General features: G+C 31.1%; 17 protein-coding genes. 1 reads left to right on the forward strand and 16 read right to left on the reverse strand.

Annotated features, from left to right (window positions below):
* The 8 genes from SOR60_RS06850 to ulaG form a co-directional block, all read right to left on the reverse strand.
* Positions 1-330: transaldolase family protein (locus SOR60_RS06850; RefSeq protein ID WP_320595550.1), on the reverse strand; the 330-nt coding region annotated here is incomplete at its 3' end.
* A 105-nt stretch (positions 331-435) separates the two neighbouring features.
* Positions 436-1,068, reverse strand: a complete 633-nt coding sequence (locus tag SOR60_RS06855; RefSeq protein WP_320595551.1) for a 3-keto-L-gulonate-6-phosphate decarboxylase UlaD — start codon at positions 1,066-1,068, stop codon at positions 436-438.
* Positions 1,069-1,078: 10 nt separating this feature from the next.
* On the reverse strand, positions 1,079-1,909 hold the full coding sequence (locus SOR60_RS06860; RefSeq protein ID WP_320595552.1) for an L-ribulose-5-phosphate 3-epimerase: 831 nt from the start codon (positions 1,907-1,909) through the stop codon (positions 1,079-1,081).
* Positions 1,896-2,588, reverse strand: coding sequence for an L-ribulose-5-phosphate 4-epimerase (locus tag SOR60_RS06865; protein WP_320595553.1), 693 nt, complete (start codon positions 2,586-2,588; stop codon positions 1,896-1,898). Before SOR60_RS06865 ends, SOR60_RS06860 begins: the two co-directional genes overlap by 14 nt.
* A 9-nt stretch (positions 2,589-2,597) precedes the next feature.
* Positions 2,598-2,894, reverse strand: coding sequence for a PTS sugar transporter subunit IIB (locus SOR60_RS06870; protein ID WP_320595554.1), 297 nt, complete (start codon positions 2,892-2,894; stop codon positions 2,598-2,600).
* Between the two features lie 22 nt (positions 2,895-2,916).
* On the reverse strand, positions 2,917-4,380 hold the full coding sequence (locus SOR60_RS06875) for a PTS ascorbate transporter subunit IIC (protein WP_320595555.1): 1,464 nt from the start codon (positions 4,378-4,380) through the stop codon (positions 2,917-2,919).
* Positions 4,381-4,388: 8 nt separating this feature from the next.
* Positions 4,389-4,844, reverse strand: coding sequence for a PTS sugar transporter subunit IIA (locus SOR60_RS06880; RefSeq protein WP_320595556.1), 456 nt, complete (start codon positions 4,842-4,844; stop codon positions 4,389-4,391).
* A gap of 42 nt (positions 4,845-4,886) precedes the next feature.
* A complete protein-coding gene (gene ulaG, locus SOR60_RS06885; RefSeq protein WP_320595557.1) occupies positions 4,887-5,951 on the reverse strand; it encodes an L-ascorbate 6-phosphate lactonase in 1,065 nt (354 codons plus the stop codon).
* A gap of 261 nt (positions 5,952-6,212) precedes the next feature.
* On the opposite strand from ulaG, the gene SOR60_RS06890 reads away from it, so the two are divergent.
* A complete protein-coding gene (locus tag SOR60_RS06890; protein WP_320595558.1) occupies positions 6,213-6,968 on the forward strand; it encodes a DeoR/GlpR family DNA-binding transcription regulator in 756 nt (251 codons plus the stop codon).
* Positions 6,969-7,851: 883 nt separating this feature from the next.
* Here the strand turns inward: SOR60_RS06890 and SOR60_RS06895 are convergent.
* The 8 genes from SOR60_RS06895 to SOR60_RS06930 all read right to left on the reverse strand — a co-directional run bounded on the left by SOR60_RS06895 (position 7,852) and on the right by SOR60_RS06930 (position 17,787).
* Positions 7,852-9,642, reverse strand: a complete 1,791-nt coding sequence (locus tag SOR60_RS06895) for a flavocytochrome c (RefSeq protein ID WP_320595559.1) — start codon at positions 9,640-9,642, stop codon at positions 7,852-7,854.
* A 103-nt stretch (positions 9,643-9,745) separates the two neighbouring features.
* The gene (locus SOR60_RS06900) at positions 9,746-10,204 is read right to left on the reverse strand and encodes an NUDIX domain-containing protein (protein WP_320595560.1); all 459 of its coding nucleotides are present in this window, start codon (positions 10,202-10,204) and stop codon (positions 9,746-9,748) included.
* Positions 10,205-10,255: 51 nt separating this feature from the next.
* On the reverse strand, positions 10,256-13,366 hold the full coding sequence (gene ileS / locus SOR60_RS06905; RefSeq protein ID WP_320595561.1) for an isoleucine--tRNA ligase: 3,111 nt from the start codon (positions 13,364-13,366) through the stop codon (positions 10,256-10,258).
* 382 nt (positions 13,367-13,748) lie between these two features.
* On the reverse strand, positions 13,749-14,162 hold the full coding sequence (locus SOR60_RS06910) for an EamA family transporter (protein ID WP_154540158.1): 414 nt from the start codon (positions 14,160-14,162) through the stop codon (positions 13,749-13,751).
* Positions 14,163-14,251: 89 nt separating this feature from the next.
* Complete coding sequence (gene feoB, locus SOR60_RS06915; protein ID WP_320595562.1) at positions 14,252-16,330, reverse strand: ferrous iron transport protein B; 2,079 nt, start codon at positions 16,328-16,330, stop codon at positions 14,252-14,254.
* Positions 16,327-16,560, reverse strand: coding sequence for a FeoA family protein (locus SOR60_RS06920; RefSeq protein WP_320595563.1), 234 nt, complete (start codon positions 16,558-16,560; stop codon positions 16,327-16,329). Before SOR60_RS06920 ends, feoB begins: the two co-directional genes overlap by 4 nt.
* Before the next feature lie 265 nt (positions 16,561-16,825).
* Positions 16,826-17,317 carry an AMMECR1 domain-containing protein gene (locus SOR60_RS06925; protein ID WP_154540152.1) on the reverse strand — a complete coding sequence of 164 codons (492 nt, stop codon included), beginning with the start codon at positions 17,315-17,317 and terminating at the stop codon, positions 16,826-16,828.
* On the reverse strand, positions 17,317-17,787 hold the full coding sequence (locus tag SOR60_RS06930; RefSeq protein WP_154540150.1) for a glutathione peroxidase: 471 nt from the start codon (positions 17,785-17,787) through the stop codon (positions 17,317-17,319). The genes SOR60_RS06925 and SOR60_RS06930 overlap by 1 nt, the downstream gene beginning before the upstream one ends.
* Positions 17,788-17,790: the final 3 nt, after the last annotated feature.

The following is a 17,790-nucleotide window of genomic DNA, read 5'->3' on the forward strand; positions in this document are numbered from 1 at the left end:
GAATATTAGGGTACAGTTTGTCTTTATCCCTTCTTTTGAAAGGGTGTTTATTGCTTTTAGACCTTCTTCTGTCATTGGTATCTTTACTACTATATTTTCTGCCCATTTTGCTATTTCTCTTGCTTGTTTTACCATCTCATCGTATGTGTAGCTTGTAACTTCTGCTGATATTGGGCCATCTACTATTGATGCTATTTCTGTTACTACTTCTTTGAAGTCTCTTCCTTCTTTGTTTATGAGTGAGGGATTGGTTGTTACCCCATCACATAGACCTAGGTCATTTATTCGCTTTATTTGTTCGACATTTGCTGTGTCTAGAAAAAATTTCATTTTTTACTCCTTTTATTTTTCTAATAAATAGCAGTAAATCTCTATAACTTATTTTTTAAATACTTTAATTAATAATCTTCAAGTTAAGATTTACTGCTTTTATTATTAGAATATTTCTTTAATTTTATCTTTAAAGTCTTGTGCTGCTTTTTTAGGATTACTTGCCTTGGCTATTCCTCTTCCCGCAATAAATGAATATACATCTATCCCTTTGAAAAGTTCAATCGTATTTACATCTAATCCACCTGTTACTGAGACTTTAAAACCCATTTTTACAAGTTTTCTAATTTTATCTAAGTCCTTATCTCCCCAAGTTTCCCCACTTAAAAGTGCATCTCTTGATTGGTGATATACTACTTGTTCTATTCCTATTTCTTTCCATTGTTTTGCTTGTTCAAAGGTCCAGTCTCCATAAAGTTCAACTTGTAACTGATCTATTTCCTTATTTGCAGCTTCCATAGTTGGTATAGTTGCACAACATATTACCGTCATCCAATCAGCTCCTGCATCCTTGCAGTTTTTTGCTACTGTAGAACCTGCATCTGCACATTTTGTATCTGCTAAAATTATCTTTTCTGGATATAAAGCTCTTAAGGCTCTAACAGGCTCCATTCCATCTTGTAAACATAATACTGTACCAACTTCTAATATGTCTACTACATCCCCAACTTCTCTAACTGTTTCTAAAGCCTCAGCCAATGTTTGGCTATCAAGTGCTATTTGTAAATTTGGTTTCATATATTACCCCTTATTTTAATTTTTTTTCTAAAAATTCATAGGCATTTTTTATAATGTCCTTGTAATTTTCTTCTCCATGATTCCAAAACTCTCCTGTATATAAAGCTACATTTTGATTTTTTAGTTCTTTTATACATCTTTCGTATTCTGTATGTCCACCACTACCAAATTCCATATCCCTATATATACCAGGATTTGTTTCTTTTAAATGTGCTGCAAAAATATATCCTTTACCTTCTTTTAAATCTTCAATAACATCTTTACCATATTTTACAGCTGCATTTTTTAAATTTCCTATATCCGGATAAATTCCAAGATATGGGCTATTAATTAATCTTACATATTTCATGGATTTTTTTACTGTATCCATAAAACTTGTCTCCATTGTTTCAAATGCAAGTATTAGACCATATTTACTAGCCATTTCAACAGCTTTTATGAGATTATCTATAAAATATTTTTCAGTTTCAATAGATGATTCTTCATAGTAAACATCATAGCCTGCTAATTGAATTATTTTTATTGAATTTAAATCTGCAAATTCTATGGCTTTTTGCATAATATCTAAGCTTTTTTCACGAATATTTTTATCTAAAGAACCCATAGGATATTTTCTGTGCCCTGATAAACACATAGTCCTTACCCTCATACCCTCATCTATTTGAGCTTGTAAAAGTTTTTTAGAAAAACCATTATAGAGCCTATTTAATTTTTCATCTGACTCGTCAATACTTATTTCCAATTGGTTAAAACCAATTTCTTTGGCAAATCTCAATTTTTCTTTTATACTCAATTCATTTGGTAAGGCTTTTTCATATATGCCAAGATTAATTTTGTCCATAATATGAATTTTCTCCATGCTTTCTTAGATAGTGTTTATCTAAGAGTTCATCTTTCATAGATTCATGTTTTCCTATCGCCTCTAAATGCCAATTCATAAAGGCAACTTCTTCTAATACTACTGAATGAAATACAGAATCTTCAGCATCTATCCCAAAGCTAAATGGACCATGGTTTGCTACAAGAACAGCTGGGACTTCATCAGCTTTTATCCCCTTTTCTTTAAAACATTCTACTATTACAGAACCTGTATTTTTCTCATAGTCTTTTTCTATTTCTTCCTTTTTCATATTTCTAGTTACTGGAATGGTCCCATAAAAGTAATCACCGTGGGTTGTTCCTGAAGCTTTTATATCTATTTTTGCTTGAGCCATTATAGTTGCCCATTTTGAATGAGTGTGAGTTATTCCAGATATCTCTGGAAAATTTTTATATAATTCAATATGGGTTGGTGTATCACTTGAAGGCTTTAAATCTCCTTCAACTACATTTCCTTCAAGATCAACTACAACCATATCATTAGCATTCATCTTATCATATTCCACACCTGATGGTTTTATTACTATATACTTTCTATCATCTGTAATTTGGGATACATTGCCCCAAGTGAATTTTACAAGATTGTATTTTGGCAAAAGTAAATTAGCCCTATATACTTTTTCTTTTAATTCTTCTAACATAAAAACCCCTTATTTTTCTAGGAGATTATTCTCAAGAATTTTTTCTTTTGCTTCATCTTTAGAAAGAATATTTTTCATTCCTATAATTTGAACTCCCTTAGCTCTTAAAGCATCAAAGTCTTTCATGAAATTTTGGGCACAAAAGATGACATCAGCTGTCCTACCTGTAGATTTTCCTTCAGACAGAGAACAATGAGAAATGTCTAATTTACCCTTATATTCTAGTTCATTAAAAGCTTGTTTAATCTTATTCATCATCATTAGTGAAGTTCCTGCTCCATTTGCACATGCTACTATAATTTTCATCTTTTACTCCTAACATATTCAATTATTTATTTTTTGTCATTTCTTTATATTTTTCATAATCTTCAACAATCATGAAATAAGTATCTTTATTTTTCCTATATTCAATTTGTGGTATTGCTATAAGGACTATAGCAAAAATTGCTATTCCTATATAATGAAGGTTATTCATCAATACTGTTGCCATTGGCCAAACTGTAGCCCAGTCAAACATTCCTAAATATCCACCATAATGAGCAAGTCCTGTGTATGATGCTATGAAAGCTGAGCCAAATACTTGGATTAGTCCTGATAAAAATGGCATAAGCATTGCAGCCTTAAAACCACCCCTATTATTTGCATATGTTCCTATAACTGCATTATCAAAGAATAAAGGTACGAAACCTGCAATGATAAGCGTAGGAGACTTAATTAAAAACAATACTGCTATCGCTAAAAATTGACCCAATGCTCCAAACATAAATCCAATTGTTACAGCATTAGGTGAACCAAAACCAAATACAGCAGCACAGTCTATTCCTGGAAGTGCACCTGGAAGTAATTTATTTTGTATTCCATCAAAAGATGCTGTAAGCTCTCCTACGAATGTTCTAACCCCTAATTGCAAAATAGCTAAATTTACTGCGAATGAGAAAGATGATTCTAATATGTAGAAAAAGAAATTATCTTCTAATTTCAAAGCTTCTTGTGCTACTAGATAGTCTTTTCCTAAAACTAGTTGTATTACACCAAAGAAGGCTGTCATAAGAATTGCTGTTGCAACCATGTTTTCATTAAATATAGATAAAAATCCTGGCAATTCAATATCATCTAAATTTTTACTATTTTCCTTGTGATTTTTAAACAATTTATCACTTAACCAACAAGCTAATCTGACACCAAACATTTGTTGGTGAGCTATACAAAATCCAGCACCATCAGTTAATTTTTGTGTATCTTCTACTGTTAGATTTGAACCTACTGCCCAATAAAGCCCTAATAGAATAGCCATTATAATTAAAATTGGAGTTTCTCCAAGTTTTGGAAAACAAAATACTACTAGCCAAAAAGCTGTTGCAGCTTGTTGCATTTGAACGTGTCCTGTAGTAAATACCGCTCTCATCTTTGTAATATTTTTAAGCCTAACTAAAACTATATTTATAACAAAAGCTATAAGTAGTAATAGCATAACCTGTGAAAATGATTTTCCAATTTCGCCCATTGCTTCAGTGACTGCATTTTGACCAAAATAAGGATCAATAACTGTCGCTGATATCTTAAATCTATCCTTTAAACCTGTAAGAATCGGTCTAAATGTTGATACAAGTCCGCCTGAACCAACACTCAAAATCATATATCCTACAGTAGCTTTAATGAAACCAGCTAATGCATCATACCATTTCTTTCCATCAAATAAGTAACCTATTAAAACTATAAAACCTATAAAAAATGCAGGTTTAGTAAGTATATTTTTTACAAAACCATTTAATATACCAAATAATATATCCATACTAACTCCTAAATATCAAACTCTTTTTGTACTCTTATTAAATCGTCAATATTTTCAACTTTTTCTAAAGCATCAATAATCTCATCTCTTCCTAAAATTTCTGAAATCTCGGAAATGTTTTCAAGATGTTTATCAGGATTTTCGCTAGCTATAGTAAAAAATATACATGCATCCTTGTCTCTATCATCTTCATCAAAACAAACCGCCTTATTAACCTTCATAAATGCAACCGCTGTATCATTAACTCCTTCTGCTTTTTCTTGACAATGTGGCATAGCAACTCTAGGAACTAAAACAATATATGGACCATATTTTTCTACAGTTTCAATTATTTGCTTAGGATATCTCTCATCAACAATATTTTTTTCAATTAATTTTTCACAAGACTTTTCAATAGCCTCTTGCCAGGTATCGATTTCTTCATAGAAATCATATAAACCATTTTTTATAATTTCATTAATCATATATTCCTCCAATTTTCCAAGGTGAATATTCACCTTGGTGTCCTATAATATTGATTTAAACGGTACATTTCTTTCATTTTCAAAAGCATCTTCAAAGCCAGGTCTATATCTATACTCTAATTCATCCTTCATAGTTGGCCATACATACTTGCCACCTACATCCCAAATATATGGATGAAATTTATACTTAGACCTATCTTTTCTATATTGCCATAAGTACTTTATTTCCTTAGGATCAGCTTTGAAATTTGTCCAAACATCATGATGAATTGGAATTACAACTTCACAATTTACTGATTCAGCCATTCTTAAAATATCTATAGAAGTCATCTTATCTTGATTTCCTACTGGATTATCACCATAAGATCCAAACGCTATATCTATATCATATTTCTTTCCAACTTCAGCATATCCGATTGAAAAATGTGAATCTCCTGTGTGATAAACTGTACCTGCTGGCATTTTAATCAAATAATTTACAGCCTTTTCATCCATGTTTGTAGGACAAACACCTTCTATATCTTCCCCAACCTCAGTAGTAACAAGACAAGTTCTATCAAAACTATCAAGAGCTATTATTGTTGTATCATTAACCTTAATTTCATCACCAGGTTTTACAATCTTACATCTTTCTTCTGGAACACCATAAGATATCCATTTTTTGACTGACTCTTTTGGTCCTATAAAAGGAACATCTTTTGAACAATTTTTTAGAACAGCAGCTGCAAAGAAAGGATCAATATGATCGTTATGATAGTGAGTAGATAAAACCGCATCAACCTTTGTTACAGCAAATGGATCAAAAACAATCGGATTGGCCCTTAAATTTGGTTGAAGAGCTTTTCCACCTGTCATATTTCTCATTTGATGGTAAGGTTGCATTTCCTTAACCTTCTTAGTCCTTTTGCCATTACCAAACCATAAGTCAATAGCTATATTTGTATCGTTTTCTGTTTTAAACCAGATTCCTGTACATCCAATCCACCACATAGCAAAAGTACCTTTTTCAACTACTTCTTCATCAATTTCCTCATTTAACCATGTTCCCCACTCTGGGAAAGCTCCAAGTATCCAACTTTCTCTTGTAATTTTATCAATTTGGCTCATAAATATATCCTCCATTAATATAACAACAGCTTATTTTCATTATTATGATATAACAGTTTTTATGATTGGTCAAGCACTCAATTCAATCTTTTGCTTATTTTTAATGAATTATTTGAATGTTTTTATATTTATATTAAGGTATAAAGCGTTATTAATCAATTTATATAAAAAATAGCGTTCAAAAATTCTTATTCATTTTATCTTTTTGTGATTTTTTTGATTTTTTTAATAAAAGAAGTTATCATATAATTAGAGGTAAATATGAAAACAAAAAAAACAATAGTAGATAATAGAAGAAAAGATATACTATCCTATATAAGAGAAAATAAAGAGATAAACACCAATGATCTAGTAAATAAATTTAATGTATCTGACATTACTATTAGGAGAGATTTAAATTATCTAGAATCAATAGGAAAAATAGAAAGATTTTATGGTGGAGCAAGACTTAACCAAAAAAATGATTCTAAAAATATTTTAATAGAAAATAAAAAAGAAAAAATAGCAAAAAAGTGTTCTGAATTTATAACTACTAACGATGATATATTTATAAACTCATCTTCAACGGCATTATTAGTCCTAAAATATATAAAGGATAAAAGGGTAAATATAATTACAAATAATGCAAAAGCTTTATTTCTTGATATTGACCCTCACGTAAGTGTAACACTAACAGGAGGAAGAATATCCTATCCAAAAAATGCCCTTACAGGTACATTCGCCTTAAATAACCTTAAATCTGTAGCCTCAGATATATCTATAATAGGTATATCAGGAATATCAAAGGATGGAGATTTAACAACTTCAGTGATGGATGAAGTAGAAATCAATCAATATATGATAAATGAGTCAAAAAGTAAAAACATCCTAGTGTGTGATAGTTCTAAATTTCTAAAACAAGCAAATTTTAAAATAGGGTCTATCACAAATATAGATCTAGTTATAACAGATAATGATATTGATAGAAACACTATTGAGCAATTAGAAAAGTTTGGGATTAAACTTATAATTGTATAAATGTTTTATCTCCTATAAATAATTAATAAAAATATATCCAAGCTAAGTCCTAGTATATTTATTTTATTATATATTGATTTTCTGTTATATAATTATAATCATTAATCGGATAAGAAAAAAAGCGCATTTAAATACCTAATTCCTATAATGGTTTAACCAAAAAACAAAACAATATTTCTAAATTCCCATTGTCCAAAAAATCCTATACTTTGCTATGATAATGCATCAAGCAATGGAGATATAGGATTAAAGGATGGAGCATATATTATCTCCTTTATTAATATTATTAAAGGAAAATTAGAATCATATATAAAATATCTATAAATTTTTATGAAACTTTGAAAGTTTATTAGTTCATATAAGAGTAAAACAAGCTCTATTTATATAGAAATGGATAACTACTGATATATAAAAATACCCCTTTAATGGTTTGTCCAGTAAAAGGGATACATATCATATCAGGATTTATGCTGATACATAAAATTATTTACAGACCAATTTTGAACTTTACTTTATTATAAAAGTTTTCATTTTAATTCAAGGGTGTTTTATTTAATTCTCTGTCTTCAAATGATTTGTATGTGTAAATATCAGCATTACTATTTGGAGTATTATATTCTATAATTATGGTAAATAATTTATAAATTTAAAAAATGAATTCAAAAAGATTTCACCTTAGCAGAGATAAAAAAGTATTTTACTTTTCGACAAGAATAATCATTTATTTTCATGCTATATTCCAAATATTATTATATCTGAAAGAATCAAGAAACAATGGCAGAGATTTTCCAATTGAAATTTCTGTCCCTACTAAACTTATAATACGAAAATCAAGCCAAAAATAAAGACGGACATGATATAAAATCATAGTCCGCCTTCTTTTTTACTTTCCAACAAATCCTGCCGCTTCTTTTCCTGCTATTCTTCCAAATGTTATAATATCTGATACTGCGTTTCCACCGAGTCTATTTCCTCCGTGTACTCCTCCTGTCACTTCTCCTGCAGCGTATAGACCTTCTATAACTTGATTGTCTTTATCTAGAACTTGGGCCTTTGTGTCTATCATTACTCCTCCCATTGTGTGGTGAATTCCAGGTCCTATTGGTCCTACATAGTATGGGCCTTCTTTAAGGTTTGATTTTATTTTATCTAGGTTTTTTCTATTAAATTCTCCATCTTCCTTATTATCCACAGAATTTGACCATTTTTCAAGACTTTCTTTTACATTTTTTTCATCAGTTCCAATAAAGTCAGCTAAAGCTTTCACATCTTCAACTTTTGTAAGTAAATTTCTATCAGCATAGCCTTTTATTACATTTGATTCATCGTACATTTTTTGGTCTACTACAAGCCATGCAGTTTTGTCAGTTTGCTCATTTATAGCACTTGATACAGCATCTCTTGTGCCCATTTCATCAGTAAATCTAGCTCCTTCTTTGTTTAAAAGAATAGCACCATCTCCTCTTAGGGATTCTGAAATTAAAGAGCCATCTTTTTGAACTACTGTTGGGTGAGTTTGGATTTGATCCATGTCTACAAATCCTGCATTTAGTTTTTCTAAAAACTTTATAGCATCTCCTTCAATTGTTGGAGCATTTGTTGATACATAACCATCTAAGTCTGGTCTATATTTTTTAACCATATCATTTGAACCACCAAAACCACCACTTGCAACTATAACTGCTTTTGAATCTACATTTAGTTCTCCTTGGTCAGTGCTTGCAGTTACACCTGTAATTTTACCATCTTCTTGCTTTATTTTTTCTACTCTTGCATTATAAATTACTGGTACATTAAGTTCTTCACATTTTTTTAGCAATTTTTCTACTATGTATGGTCCAACTGAAAGTATCTTGCCATTTTCATCTACTGGTCTATGTTGACGTGGATTTTTAGCTCCGCCTGCAACTCCTACATCAGATAATCTTGCTCCAAGCTCATCTAACCAATTAATTGAATCTGAAGAGTTATCAACTAATACTCTAACAAGGTCAGGATTATTGATGTTATGTCCACCCTTCATTGTATCTTCAAAGAAATCTTCGTTTGAATCATTGATACCTGCTTCTTTTTGAAATTTTGTCTCAGATGCATTCATTCCACCTGTCGCCCTATTTGTATTTCCACCAGCATTTGCCGCCTTTTCTACAACTATGACAGATTTTCCCTCTTGGGCAGCTGAGATTGCTGAAGTAAGCCCTGCTCCACCAGCACCTATTACAACTATATCCGCCTTTTGGTTAAGATCTATTTTTTCTTTTTTGGCTTCTTTTGCCTTTAAATCTTCTGGATTAATTCCTCCCTTTTTAAGGGCTTCGTTTACCGCCTTTAAAAAAGCTGTTGATGATATTGTAGCACCAGATACTGTTTCAATTTGAGTTGATTGGCGATCTACTATCTCTTTTGATAAACTTTCTATTGCTTTTTGACCAATAGTGTCTGTTTCTTTATCCGCATTAAAATCAACAGATTCTATTACTCCATCTGTAATTTTAACCTTGGCTGTAACATCCCCACCATATCCTTTTTCACTTGCTTCAAATACTCCTTCGCTAGTTGAAGTTGTAGCAGAGCCTTCTTTTTCTTTAACAGCAGTATCATTTGAACATGATGATGCAAGTAAAGAAAGTGAAAGTGCAAGTAAAAGTGATTTACCTATATTTTTAATCTTCATATTCCCTCCTTATTTTATAAGACAAGTATAACATATTTGCAATTTTTTTCACAAAATATATTGGGAAATTTAAAAATATTTCTAAAATAATTGTTAATATAGTCTAGTAGTACAATATATCTTCTTTGTCTACATCCCAATAGACCTCTCTTATCTTTCTGTCATAAATTTTTAATATCTCAGGCATGGAATCGCTCATATTATCCATATTCTTAAAGTCTTCATAGTCTATCCAAGAAAGTAGTCCCTCCCTATTTTCTTTTACTAGATTCCCTGAAAAATCAGATGTTTCGTATAATAGTCCCACATCTTTTTGAAATTCCCCATCTTTATTTGTATAAGCCCAAGTAATTATTCCAACAAGTTCTGGATTTTTAATATCTAAATTTGTCTCCTCTTTGGCCTCTCTTATAACAGAGTCCTCAAAACTTTCTCTTTTTTCTACCTTTCCACCAGGAAAGGTAAGACCTTCCCGGCCTTCCTTTTTCTTTTTATCAAGGACTAGGACCTTCTTGGTATTTTTATCATAAATTTTCACCATGTTCATGAGTCTAATTTTCATATTATCTCCTTAAAATAAAAAGGAAGCAAGAATCCTTGCTCCCCCAATCTATTATTTTCTTTCAAGTTCAATCTTTGCCTTTTTATCATTTAACTCAAATTCTTCGCTTGATAATTCTTTAGCTTGCATTGAATCAGCTAAAGTTTCTTTTTTGATTTCTTTTTCATATTCTTTAAGAGCTTTTGTTAAGTCTTCATCCGCCTCAAAGAATATTTCTATCCTATCTGTAACTTCATAGCCACTATCTTTTCTTAAGTTTTGGATTTTAGATACAAATTCTCTTGCATATCCTTCTTTTTTAAGATTTTCTGTAATTTCTGTATCAAGTACTACAAAGACATTTCCATCCATCTCAACATCGAATCCCTCCTTTGCTTGGATTCTTACGTCGAGGTATTCTTTGTCTACAATATATTTTTCTCCATTTATCTCAACTTCTTGTGGATTTTCTTCAACTTTCCTTACAAAATCTTTGGCATCAACATCTTGAAGGTATTTCCCAAAGGCTCCTACATTTTTACCAAATATTTTTCCTACTTTTCTAAAGTTTGGCTTTAGGTAAAAGTCCATAAATTCTGATAAATCTTTGGCAAATTCTACTTTCTTAATATTAAGTTCTTCTTTGATTAGTCCTGTTAAATTAGATATTACTTCTTCATATGATCCATCTACCACTATTTTTTCAAGTGGTTGACGTACTTTTATGCTCTCTTTTTCTCTTGAGGCACGACCTAGAGTAACTATCTTTCTTACAAGATCCATTTTCTCTTCAAGTTTTTCATCTATAAGTGACTCATTGACCTTATCAAGTATTTCAACGTGTACTGACATCTTTTCTGTTAAGTTCCTGAAAATTTCTTCAGCTATAAATGGAGCTATAGGTGCTGTCATTTTAGCTATAAGAATTAGAGCGTCATAGCAAGTTTTGTATACAGCCTTTTTAGATTCTGTTAAATCTTGGTTCCAAAATCTCTTTCTGTTTCTTCTTATATACCAATTTGATAAGTCTTCTACAACAAAGTCATTTACTAAGTGTACTACCTTATTGTAGTCAAACTCATCCATTGACTTATAGTAGTTTTTAAGAAGGGAATTAAGCCTTGAATATAGCCATTTATCTATCTCTTCAAGTTTTACATTTTCAAATGACTTTATATCATCAAGATCTATATGGTCAGTATTGGCATATAAAACAAAAAAGTTATATACATTTTCTATCGTCCTAAAGAAGTTGTTTTTAACCTCTATAAGACCTTTTTCGTCAAATTTAGTAGGTACCCAAGCAGGTGATACATATAAAGAATAAAATCTTACTGCATCTGCCCCATACTTATCGAAAAGTTCAAATGGATTTAAGGTATTTCCCTTTGATTTTGACATCTTTTGACCATTTTTATCAACTACAAGGTCATTAACGAGTACATTTTTATAAGGTGCCTTTCCTGTTATGATTGTTGATATAGCCATAAGTGAGTAGAACCAACCCCTTGTTTGATCTATTCCTTCACAAATAAAGTCTGCAGGATAAAGTTCATCAAAGTTATCCTTGTTTTCAAATGGAAAGTGTACTTGAGCAAATGGCATGGCTCCAGAGTCAAACCAAACATCTATAACGTCTGGAACCCTGTGCATTGTTTTTCCACATTTAGGACAAGTAAGAGTTACATCATCAACATATGGTCTGTGAAGTTCTATATCCTCACTTATATTTTCATTTGCCTTCTCAACTAATTCTTTTCTTGAACCTATTGATTCTATGTGATTACAATCATCGCATCTCCAAAGGTTAAGTGGAGTTCCCCAATATCTTGACCTTGAAATTGCCCAGTCTTTTACATTTTCTAACCAGTTTCCAAATCTCTTATCACCTATAGTTTGTGGAAACCAATTTACACCATTATTATTTTCTACCATTTTTTCAGAAAGTTTGCTCATTTCTATATACCAAGATGGCTTAGCATAATAAACAAGTGGTGTTTTACATCTCCAGCAGTGAGGGTAGTTGTGTTCAATTATTTGTTTTTTGAATACTTTTCCTTCATCTCTAAGGTGTAAAAATATTTCTTCATTTGTATCGAAGATAAATCTTCCTTTCCAAGGAGTTTCAGTAAAACATCCCTCAAGATCTACTGGTTGGACAAATGGTAGCTTATACTTTCTGCCTAATTGGTAGTCATCTTCACCAAAGGCTGGTGCTGTATGAACTATTCCTGTACCATCTTCTGCTGATACATAGTTAGCACAAGTTAAGTAAAATGCCTTACCTTCAACCTTTACATATGGAAGTAATTGTTCATATTCCACATATTCTAAATCCTTGCCCTTCATATGTTCTACTATTTCATACTCATGATCTCCCATAACTTTTTCAACTAGAGATTTTGCAAGATAATAGTAAGCACCATCTGTCTTATCATCTACTTTTACATAGTCAAGTTCTGGATGAACAGTGAGGGCAACATTTGATGGAAGTGTCCATGGTGTTGTTGTCCATGCTAGAAAATATTCATTCTCCCTATCTTTTCTCTTAAACTTACAGATAAGTGTTATTGCCTTATCCATTTGGTAGCCTTGGGCAACTTCGTGACTTGCAAGACCAGTACCACATCTTGGACAGTATGGCATAACCTTAGCTCCCTCATAGATAAGTCCTTTTTTGAAGGCTTGATTTAATAGCCACCATTCAGTTTCTATATAGTCATTGTCTAAAGTTATATATGGGTTATCCATGTCATATAAGAAAGCCATCCTATCTGACATATCTCTCCACATATCAGAATATTTAAATACGGAGTCCTTACATTTTTGATTAAATTTCTCAACCCCATATTCTTCTATTTGATCTTTTTCTGTAAAGCCTAGTTCTTTTTCCACTTCTATTTCTACAGGAAGTCCATGTGTATCCCATCCTGCTTTTTTAAGTACCTTATAGCCTTGCATGTTTTTATATCTTGAAGTCATATCCTTCAAGGTCCTAGCTATAACATGATGGATACCTGGCTTGCCATTGGCTGTTGGAGGTCCATCATATATTATATATTCATCAGCATCTTCTCTTGTTGTAAAAGTCTTATCTAATAAGTCTATATCAGACCAATACTTAGATAAATCTAGTTCTCTTTGTTTTATATTTTTTGTATCTAGTGATTTAAAACTTGTCATATTACTCCTTCTATAAAATAATAAAAAAACGCCCCCAAAAGGGACGGTCCACCCAAAAATTGAGCATGAAGTTAACGCCTATCTTACGTAATAAACTACTTTTTTCATCTATTAGGCATAAAAGATGATCTTCATAGAAAACTAAACTGACCACTCTCACCTTGCTGGTCTTCTCTGTAAGTTATCCTATTCTACTACTCTTCTTTTAATAGCCTTATTATCTATTGATTAATTTACTAGATTTTAGAGATTTTGTCAAACGAATCTTTAAGCTTATATTTTTTCTATATTTAGAATTTATTGTAAAATTTATTAGTATTTAAACCCAAAATTTTATTTGACTTTTTAATTGGATATTTCTATGACTTATAATAATATAAATCTATATAACCATAATCAAAGTTCCTGCACCTATAAGTATACACCCTATAAGAGATTTTATAGTAAAGTCCTCTCCCAAAAATACGAAGGCAAGGATTAAGGTCAAAACCACACTCATCTTATCTATAGGAACAACTTTTGATGCATCCCCATATTTTAGGGCTGCATAATAGCAAAGCCAACTTGCTCCTGTTGCAAGACCTGAAAGTATTAAAAATATCCAAGATTTTCTTCCTATATTGTGTATTCCTGAAAATGAATTTGTTATAAAAACCATACCCCAACTCATTAACAAGACTACAAAAGTCCTAATGGCAGTTGCAAGGTTTGAATTTACTCCATCTATACCAATTTTTGCAAGAATTGATGTAAGAGCTGCAAAAACTGCCGACATTATAGCTAAAATTATATACATATTATCCCCTTTCTACCTATATATCAATTATAAAGTTTATATTGATTAAAGTCCAAAAAGAAGCCCCACTAAAAGTGGAGCTTCTAAAACTAAAATAAAAACACAAGAATTCTTGCTAAGCTCGTAAATCCTATACAGATTAAAATCCCAAATACTGTTGGCAAGATAAAAGATAGGACTGTCCATTTAATTGATTTTGTTTCTTTGTAAATTGTCAAAACTGTTGTGCCACATGGCCAGTGCATAAGACAAAAAATAATCATATTAATAGCAGTAATAAGAGTCCATCCATTATCAATTAATAGTCCCCTTAGTATCTCAGGATCTGATATGTCAAGAAGAGCCCCCTTTGCCATATAGGTCATTATCATAATTGGTACAACTATTTCATTTGCAGGAAATCCTAGAATAAAGGCTGCAAGGATAACTCCATCAAGTCCCATCAAAAATCCCAAAGGATTTAAAAATCCTACAAAATGATTTAAAATACTATCTCCAAATATGGAAATATTTGCAAAAACCCAAATTATTATTCCTGCAGGTGCTGCAATAATTATAGCTCTTCCCAAGACAAAAAGCGTCCTATCAAAGATTGATCTTACTATTACAGTTCCTATTTGTGGCATCCTATATGGTGGAAGTTCAAGGGTAAAGGATGAGGGAACTCCCTTTAAGACAGTTTTAGATAAAAGTTTAGATGACACAAAGGTCATAAACACTCCCAAAGTAATAACAAAGGCAAGAATCGCAGCCGATAAAAAGCTTCTTGTAAACTTATTTCCTACTCCAATTACAAGAAACATTGATATAGTTGATATAATAGTAGGGAATCTACCATTACATGGTACAAAGTTATTTGTAATAATAGCTATTAACCTTTCTCTTGGTGAATCTATTATCTTACATCCGGTAACCCCCGCAGCATTACATCCAAAGCCCATACACATTGTAAGAGCTTGTTTACCACAGGCATTACATTTTTGAAAAGACTTATCCAAATTAAAGGCAACTCTTGGAAGGTAGCCAAAGTCTTCTAAAAGAGTAAATAATGGGAAAAATATTGCCATAGGTGGTAACATTACTGATATAACCCATGCAACAACCCTATATATACCAAATATTAAAGGTGAGTAGATAGCTTCAGATACTCCTATCGCCTTCACAAAATCTAAAATTTTATCTTCAAAACCAAACAATAGCTCATTTAGCATATCACTTGGTACATTTGATCCTACAATAGTAATCCAAAATACTCCCAAAAGGAGTAAAAACATTATTAACATTCCCGTATACTTACTTGTAAATATCCTATCTAAAATCCTATCTCTTTTTTCATAATTAGGATTTTTATAAAGTACAGCCTTCGAACATATATACTGACTTTTAGCTACAAAACTTATAGAAATAATATCTTCAATTCTTTTTTTATCGATATCATTTGCTTCTAGTTTTTTTCTTGATTCATCTAATTGTTCTTTAATTTCTTTTTTATCTAAAGGATTTTCTCCAAAATACTTCTTGCTAGATGAAAGTATGGAAGGATTATCTTCAAGTAGCCTTATAGCATACCATCTGCTATTAATCTTATCCTTATAATACTTATCCAATACTTTAGCTATCTTTTTTATCTCATCTTCCATAAGTCTAGGATAGGTAATTTGTATTGGATTATAAGGATTAGATTCAAGACTATCTAAGGCTTTTTCTATATTGGAAAGACCTTTCCCACTTCTTGCTGCTGTTCCTATTACAGGTATGGATAGCATTTTTGATAGGGACTCTAAGTTTACTTCTATATTTTTCTTCTTAGCTTCATCTAAAAGATTTACACATAAAATAACCTTTTTTCCAGTTTCTATTATTTGAAGAAGTAAATTCAAATTTCTTTCCAAAACAGTACCATCGCATACAACTACAACTGCATCTGGATTTTCAAAGCAGATAAAATCCCTTGCAATCTCTTCTTCCTCCGAGTGAGCCAAAAGAGAGTAGCAACCTGGTAAATCAACCAATTGAATGTCCTTATCCTTAAACTTAACCCTCCCCTTAGCACACTCAACAGTTTTGCCAGGCCAATTCCCCGTATGTTGTTTAAGTCCTGTTAGGGCATTAAAAACTGTCGACTTTCCAACGTTAGGATTTCCAGCAAGAGCTATTGTTTTTTTCATAGCTTATCCTCTTTTTTTATTAAAACTCCCCTAGCATCTTTATTTCTAATAGCTATAATTGTTTTCATAATAAGATAGGCCTTTGGGTCTTTCATAGGAGACTTAAAAAGACATTTTATATCAATTCCCCTAACAAATCCCAAATCTTGTAACCTTCTTTTCATAGAAAAATTATCTGAAAAGCCTAGAATTCTTGCACTTTCTCCAGGTTCTAATTGATTTAAGTTCATATTGACTCCTTTTAGGATTTTAAATTTAAATTATTTTTTAAGTATTTAGTCAATATAATTATAAATCAAACGATAATAATAATCAATATCTTTAAATAAAAAAGAACTATTGTAGAATGAATTAATAATTTCAAGATTATTAAAAGCTCCTCCACGACAATTAGCCTCCATGAGTCTAGGATATCCTCACATTGTCTATGGGTAACTTGTAATGATAAAACGTTAGAAATTCATAATTTTACAATAGTTCCTTAATATTTAATATTTACTTGTGGATATTTACCTTAAACTTATCTATAGAAAAATTGTCCCAGCTATCTACATTGGCCTTCTTAATAGCTTCCTTTAGCATATCTAAGTCAGAATCAAAATCTTTTCTAAAAACATAATGATTTTTATCCATGAAATTTATCATTACCCCATCATAATCATTAAAGTCTTCTATAAAGGGTAATTTTTCAACATCATAGAACTCATATATAGTAATATCAAGATTTTTAATATTGTTTTTTGTTATTGGATTAAAACTTAGGTCAAAAAAACCTGCATTTATAGATTCGTATACTATATCAAGTCCCATATTTTCTTTGCTAGGAAAAATAGAGCCAGATATCCCCTTTAACCTTCCCCCATTTTCAATTTTAACTACAATTCCATTAGACATATTTTTAAAATAATCATTAAATTCTCTTAAATAGGTCTTATTTTCTAGATAATTTTTAATTGCATTAAGACTAAGTTTTACATAATCATCCATTACAATAAACTTTCTATATCTTTTTTTAATTTTTCGGGCTTAGTATTTGGAGAAAACCTATCTACAACATTTCCATTCCTGTCTACCAAGAATTTAGTAAAATTCCACTTAATCTTATCAGATAAAATTCCACCTTCTTCTTTTTTAAGAAAAGTATAAAGTGGAGATTCATTTTCTCCATTTACATCAATTTTTTGAAATCTATCAAAGCTTGTACCGAAGTTTAAGCTACAAAAATTATCAATTCCCTCATCATCTTCTGGTGCTTGGTGGCCAAATTGGTTACATGGGAAATCTAGAATTTCAAAGCCTTGTTCCTTATATTCTTCATAAAGATCTTCAAGCCCTTGATATTGTGGAGTGAAGCCACATTTTGTAGCAGTATTTACTATTAAAAGAACCTTTCCCTTGTATTTTTCAAGTTTTACGTCTTTTCCCTTGTTATCTTTAACTGTTATATCGTAAATCATAAA

Source organism: Anaerococcus porci, from assembly GCF_034090325.1.
Lineage (GTDB): Bacteria > Bacillota > Clostridia > Tissierellales > Peptoniphilaceae > Anaerococcus > Anaerococcus porci.

Excerpts from the sequence above, each read along its gene's own strand:
- SOR60_RS06855 (WP_320595551.1), bottom strand. The coding sequence starts at position 1,068 with ATGAAACCAAATTTACAAATAGCACTTGATAGCCAAACATTGGCTGAG.
- SOR60_RS06860 (WP_320595552.1), bottom strand. The coding sequence starts at position 1,909 with ATGGACAAAATTAATCTTGGCATATATGAAAAAGCCTTACCAAATGAA.
- SOR60_RS06865 (WP_320595553.1), bottom strand. The coding sequence starts at position 2,588 with ATGTTAGAAGAATTAAAAGAAAAAGTATATAGGGCTAATTTACTTTTG.
- SOR60_RS06870 (WP_320595554.1), bottom strand. The coding sequence starts at position 2,894 with ATGAAAATTATAGTAGCATGTGCAAATGGAGCAGGAACTTCACTAATG.
- SOR60_RS06875 (WP_320595555.1), bottom strand. The coding sequence starts at position 4,380 with ATGGATATATTATTTGGTATATTAAATGGTTTTGTAAAAAATATACTT.
- SOR60_RS06880 (WP_320595556.1), bottom strand. The coding sequence starts at position 4,844 with ATGATTAATGAAATTATAAAAAATGGTTTATATGATTTCTATGAAGAA.
- ulaG (WP_320595557.1), bottom strand. The coding sequence starts at position 5,951 with ATGAGCCAAATTGATAAAATTACAAGAGAAAGTTGGATACTTGGAGCT.
- SOR60_RS06890 (WP_320595558.1), top strand. The coding sequence starts at position 6,213 with ATGAAAACAAAAAAAACAATAGTAGATAATAGAAGAAAAGATATACTA.
- SOR60_RS06895 (WP_320595559.1), bottom strand. The coding sequence starts at position 9,642 with ATGAAGATTAAAAATATAGGTAAATCACTTTTACTTGCACTTTCACTT.
- SOR60_RS06900 (WP_320595560.1), bottom strand. The coding sequence starts at position 10,204 with ATGAAAATTAGACTCATGAACATGGTGAAAATTTATGATAAAAATACC.
- ileS (WP_320595561.1), bottom strand. The coding sequence starts at position 13,366 with ATGACAAGTTTTAAATCACTAGATACAAAAAATATAAAACAAAGAGAA.
- SOR60_RS06910 (WP_154540158.1), bottom strand. The coding sequence starts at position 14,162 with ATGTATATAATTTTAGCTATAATGTCGGCAGTTTTTGCAGCTCTTACA.
- feoB (WP_320595562.1), bottom strand. The coding sequence starts at position 16,330 with ATGAAAAAAACAATAGCTCTTGCTGGAAATCCTAACGTTGGAAAGTCG.
- SOR60_RS06920 (WP_320595563.1), bottom strand. The coding sequence starts at position 16,560 with ATGAACTTAAATCAATTAGAACCTGGAGAAAGTGCAAGAATTCTAGGC.
- SOR60_RS06925 (WP_154540152.1), bottom strand. The coding sequence starts at position 17,317 with ATGGATGATTATGTAAAACTTAGTCTTAATGCAATTAAAAATTATCTA.
- SOR60_RS06930 (WP_154540150.1), bottom strand. The coding sequence starts at position 17,787 with ATGATTTACGATATAACAGTTAAAGATAACAAGGGAAAAGACGTAAAA.